A 4,860-nucleotide genomic window follows, 5' to 3' on the forward strand; every position below is an offset into this window, starting at 1 on the left:
ATAAAGAATCATACAAATTGGTAAACAAGCAATTGTAATTAGTCCTGGCTTCGTAAACCCTTTAAATATTAAATAAAATACAATAAAAATGCCTAAGAGGGTAAGCGCTATCAAATAATCAAATGCGATTAGTCCTCCTATAAATGTTGAAATACCTTTACCGCCCTTGCCTTTAAATAAAACTGGGTAAATATGTCCAATAATAACGGACAATAATGTTAACATTACGAATGTAGGATCTTCAAAAAGATATTTTGCTACAGCAACAACGATTGCCCCTTTAATCGCATCCCCTAAAAATGTAGCGATGAAATACCCTTTTCCATATACGCGCCCCATATTTCTTGCGCCAGGATTTCCGCTTCCTTCATCCCTAATATCAACGTTATGTCTCAATTTTGTTACTATATAAGCGGTCAATATGTTTCCAATTAAATAAGAAGCCACCAAATATAAAAACTGCATACTATTAATCATGTAATCATTCACTTTCTACATGGGATTACATATACAATATTCAATTATTACGTATATTGTACGTTTTTAACATACATCCCTTTATACATTTTAACATCATATTTTTACAAATCATACAAAAATTCTCATACACTATTTTTAAAAATATATATCCCTCATTAAATAATATGTTCCTTTCACTGCCATTTCTGCTTGTGATACGAATGTAATTTCTTTCATACTATCTTCACAGCATTTCTTAAATACAGCAAATATTTCAGGAACTAAACGCAATATACTGCCACTTACTGCAATTGGCGTTGAGTGCTTAAAGTTCAACTTGTTATAAACACTTACTGTAATCCTTGCCAATTCCTTTCCAGCTTGCATCATAATTTCATACGCATCATCATTGCCATTTCTCGCTTCCTGAATAACTAATGGCGCGATTGCTGCAATTTTATCTTTAGAAGAAGTATATACTAAGCTTTTTATATGAGACGGTGTCAAAAGTTGAAACTCATCTTGAATCCTTAAGCTTAATGGGCAAAGTGCAACTCCTTGATCAAATTGATTCGCCATTCTTTTTAAACCTTGTAATGCAATCCAATATCCGCTTCCTTCATCTCCTAAAATATGTCCCCATCCACCACTATACTCGTACACTTCTCCTTTCTTTCCAAGACAAATTGCACCTGTACCACCTATAGTTAATATTCCCTCCTTACCTTTTAAAGCAGCTGCATGCGCGATCATTGCATCATTAAAAATTTCAATTTTTGTTCCGTATTTCTTTTTTAAACGTAATGTTAATTCATTTGTATTCCCTCCGCTTATACCAGCTAATCCTAAACAAATACAAACGCAATGCTCATTCATTAAACTCTTCTGGCATTGATTAATTGCTTCCATAATATGCAAAAGTGCCTGGTCAAAATCTATTAATACATTTCCAAATCTGCTCGTACCTCTTACAACTTCATTTCCATCTTGATCAAATGCAATTGCCTCTGTCTTCGTTCCCCCGCCATCTACTCCAATCATATACTTCATATGTTCGCCTCATTTTCATCTGCGTATGGAGGGAATGTTATATTCCCTAAAATTACGGAATTCTTAGCACCTGTTGCGCTCGGCACATTACTCGGATTACGATGATATGTTTCATTTGCTAAAATGGCAAAGGCGATTGCTTCCTTCGCTTCTGAAGAATAGCCTATATCTTCTTGAAGGAATAATGCACATTTTTCTTCTTTCAATCCATGCCGTATCATTTCTACAAGTGTATCATTATAACTTCCGCCACCACCTAGAATTACCTCATCGATTTCATAATACGGCAGAATAAACTCCTTATAATGATAAACAATTGAACTTGCTGTAAACCTTGTGACAGTCGTCAATATATTTTCTTTACTATGCTTTTCAAACCGCTTTAATAACTCACTGACAAATTCTTCTCCAAACTGTTCTCTACCAGTTGATTTCGGTGGATTCATTTTCAAAAATGGATGATTCATACAATATGTCAAAACCTCTTCTACAACTACTCCTTGTTTTGCAATGTTACCATTTTGATCATATGACAACTGAAACAACCTTTGACATACTTCATCCATTACCATATTACCTGGACCTGTATCAAATGCTATAACGCTTTTCTCACTTAGTTGACTTGGTATTACAGTCACATTACCAATCCCGCCGATATTTTGTAGTAGTCTATTTTTAGTTTGGTGACGATATAAAATAATCTCTGAATATGGTACAAGTGGTGCTCCTTGTCCTCCAGCTGCCATGTCCATCGTTCGAAAATTAGAAATAACCGTCGTATTCGTTTCATACGCTATAATTGCTGGTTCTCCAATTTGTAATGTAGAAGGAATCATACCTCCATCTTGCTGTGGCTGATGATAAATCGTTTGTCCGTGAGAACCAATTAAATCTAATTGTCTCAAAGGAAAATTGGCCTCTTTACAAACTTCCTTTACAGCGTTTGCGAAGCGTAAACCGAGTTTAAAATTCAAACTGCATATAAGTTGTACATTTGAATTTTCTATTGATAATGCCTGCTGGATATCATTTTTCATATCATTACAAAATGGCACAGTAGTAAAATGGATGAGTTCAACTTTAGAATCTACACCGCTTCCATCTATATGAACGAGTGCTACATCTATTCCGTCTAACGAAGTACCGGACATTACCCCTGCAACATACATAACATGCATGACCTCCTATTTACTAAAAAACAATCATGTAAGTAACCAACGTACAACCAATCGAAAACAATATAAATCTAAAAAACAACTGAGCTTTCGATGCAAACGATCCATCAATGAAAGAAACAACTACCGTAAGCAAAACGCTTGCCGCAATACTTGTAACGAGCCAAATACTATGCATTTGTGATAAATTTAGCATGCCTAATAAAGGGACAAAAAGTAAATTTGCACAAATCACTCCAAATAGTAATAAAAACACACCTTTATAACTAAATTTTATATTCATTCTATTTTCCCCTTTCTAGTTTTAATGTGAAAGAAGTGATAGACAAAAAGTCTATCACTCAAAATAACAGCATGTAGATTAAGGATTAACCGACTCTCCGTCACCATTCTTTTCGATTTCAAGCATATTTTTGTCGTACATTTTAAAGAATGGTAAATAAATAAGGAACGATATTGTTATATTTATAAAAACTAATACAATCGCACGCCAATCTCCACCTGTTGCTAAATATGCACCAATTGGAGCAGGTAATGTCCATGGCGGCATAATATGCGTTGGTGTTACAAATCCCATTGCGGTTGCAGCATACGCTATAGTAGCTGTTACTAACGGGGTAATGACGAAAGGAATAATTAAAATTGGATTTAATACAATCGGCAAACCGAATATAACCGGTTCATTTATATTAAAAATCCCAGGGACAATACATGTTCTCGATAATGCTTTTGAATATTTTGATCGACCAAATATAATCATAGCTAACACAAGCCCTAACGTTGCACCCGAACCACCAATCCAAATAAACCATTGATAAAACGGTTCTGGTGCAATAAACGGAAAATGACTCGCTCCACTTGCTACAGCTTCACCGTTCTTTCCTAAATACACATCCCAAAGTGGCCTTGCCACAGTACCTACAACTGATACTCCGTGTATCCCGAAAGACCAGAAAAACGTAATTAAAAATACAGGTATAATAACGCCAAAGTAACTATCACCAGCTTTTACTAACGGTGCGGCTAGTTTATCTACAACGTAATGTAAATCAACTTTAAAAACGACTGTAATAAGACTCATCATAATAATAACGAATGCTGCAGGTATAAGTGCTTCAAATGAACGTGATACTGACGGTGGTACTTGTTCTGGCATTTTTATCGTTACGTTATTCTTCTTACAAAACCTTAAAATCTCAACTGATAAAATAGAGACGATCATCGTCACAAATAATCCATGACCTCCAAGATTTGTCATCGGAAGCATGAATCCTTTTTTATCAATTAACTCAGGCGTTAATGTTAAAAGTAGTGAACATACCGCAAGCTGTGCTCCTGATAAAGCATCTAATTTATAACTTTTCGCTAAATTATATCCTATTCCAAATGCTATATATAAGGACATAATAAACATAGTTAAACGATATGGTATCAATATACTTGTTTGATTCTTTAATGCCCAAACCGATATGAAACTATCTTTCGGCAGTGGTGGAAATGCTACTATTAAAAAAAAGCTTCCTACTATAATAAATGGTAACGCCGAAATAACTCCATCACGGATTGCTTGTAGATGCCTCTGCTCAGAAAGCCTTGCCATCGGGCCAGATAAGTTTTTATCAAGAAACGTGACAAACTTATTCATAACGCTTCCTCCTAACTAATTAATTCATTTACAGTTTTTAATAAAGTCGGGCCTCCAAGTGGCGTGTATGCTTGCGGTGGAATGATGCCACACGGAATAGATTCCTCCTCTGCAAATTTTTTTACAGAGTCAAATCGGTGTCTTATTTGAGGTGCCACCATTACGACATCCCAGCCATTCTTTACTTCTTCCTCTACCTCATTCGTTCCAATTGCATGCACTTCCATGTTCACACCATTTTTCTCCGCTTCTTTTTTTAAAGCGTTTACAACAATTGCACTGGACATTCCTCCAGAACAGACGAACAAAACTTTCATTTATTAATCCTCCTATACTTATAATTTATTACCCTTCAAATGAAAGGAAGTTTCACTTTACTAACAAGCATATGAAGTAATAAATGAATTTAGTTATAATGAAAGTAAATTTCATTAAAAATATTTTTCCTATTAAATTAATGTTTCAATATGCAATTTTCTCTATTGCAAAGTCAACCTCGCCTCCTATATTATTTTAAATCTGTCTCTTATA

Annotated in this window: 6 protein-coding genes; all 6 read right to left on the reverse strand. The window is 34.8% G+C overall.

All coding sequences use genetic code 11. The annotated features are described in order from the left end of the window. A partial coding sequence (plsY, locus tag ABWK52_RS23160) for a glycerol-3-phosphate 1-O-acyltransferase PlsY (protein WP_353772164.1) occupies positions 1 to 477 on the reverse strand: 477 nt, incomplete at its 3' end. Positions 478 to 615: 138 nt separating this feature from the next. Continuing rightward, positions 616 to 1,509, reverse strand: a complete 894-nt coding sequence (locus tag ABWK52_RS23165; RefSeq protein ID WP_000876621.1) for a BadF/BadG/BcrA/BcrD ATPase family protein — start codon at positions 1,507 to 1,509, stop codon at positions 616 to 618. Then, complete coding sequence (anmK, locus tag ABWK52_RS23170) at positions 1,506 to 2,678, reverse strand: anhydro-N-acetylmuramic acid kinase AnmK (RefSeq protein WP_000289011.1); 1,173 nt, start codon at positions 2,676 to 2,678, stop codon at positions 1,506 to 1,508. Before anmK ends, ABWK52_RS23165 begins: the two co-directional genes overlap by 4 nt. 22 nt (positions 2,679 to 2,700) lie before the next feature. Continuing rightward, a complete protein-coding gene (locus tag ABWK52_RS23175) occupies positions 2,701 to 2,967 on the reverse strand; it encodes a hypothetical protein (protein WP_001021966.1) in 267 nt (88 codons plus the stop codon). Between the two features lie 78 nt (positions 2,968 to 3,045). Next, positions 3,046 to 4,329 (reverse strand): PTS sugar transporter subunit IIC, encoded by a 1,284-nt coding sequence (locus ABWK52_RS23180; protein ID WP_001032294.1) that lies wholly within the window; start codon positions 4,327 to 4,329, stop codon positions 3,046 to 3,048. An 11-nt stretch (positions 4,330 to 4,340) separates the two neighbouring features. Continuing rightward, complete coding sequence (locus ABWK52_RS23185) at positions 4,341 to 4,646, reverse strand: PTS sugar transporter subunit IIB (protein WP_000865907.1); 306 nt, start codon at positions 4,644 to 4,646, stop codon at positions 4,341 to 4,343. Between the last annotated feature and the right edge of the window lie 214 nt (positions 4,647 to 4,860).

Origin of the sequence: Bacillus sp. AP50, from assembly GCF_040492675.1 — a bacterium.
Classification (GTDB): Bacteria; Bacillota; Bacilli; order Bacillales; family Bacillaceae_G; genus Bacillus_A; species Bacillus_A cereus.

Bases quoted from the DNA above. Each gene is read 5' to 3' on its own strand.
- ABWK52_RS23165 (WP_000876621.1), bottom strand. From the start codon at position 1,509: ATGAAGTATATGATTGGAGTAGATGGCGGGGGAACGAAGACAGAGGCA.
- anmK (WP_000289011.1), bottom strand. From the start codon at position 2,678: ATGTATGTTGCAGGGGTAATGTCCGGTACTTCGTTAGACGGAATAGAT.
- ABWK52_RS23175 (WP_001021966.1), bottom strand. From the start codon at position 2,967: ATGAATATAAAATTTAGTTATAAAGGTGTGTTTTTATTACTATTTGGA.
- ABWK52_RS23180 (WP_001032294.1), bottom strand. From the start codon at position 4,329: ATGAATAAGTTTGTCACGTTTCTTGATAAAAACTTATCTGGCCCGATG.
- ABWK52_RS23185 (WP_000865907.1), bottom strand. From the start codon at position 4,646: ATGAAAGTTTTGTTCGTCTGTTCTGGAGGAATGTCCAGTGCAATTGTT.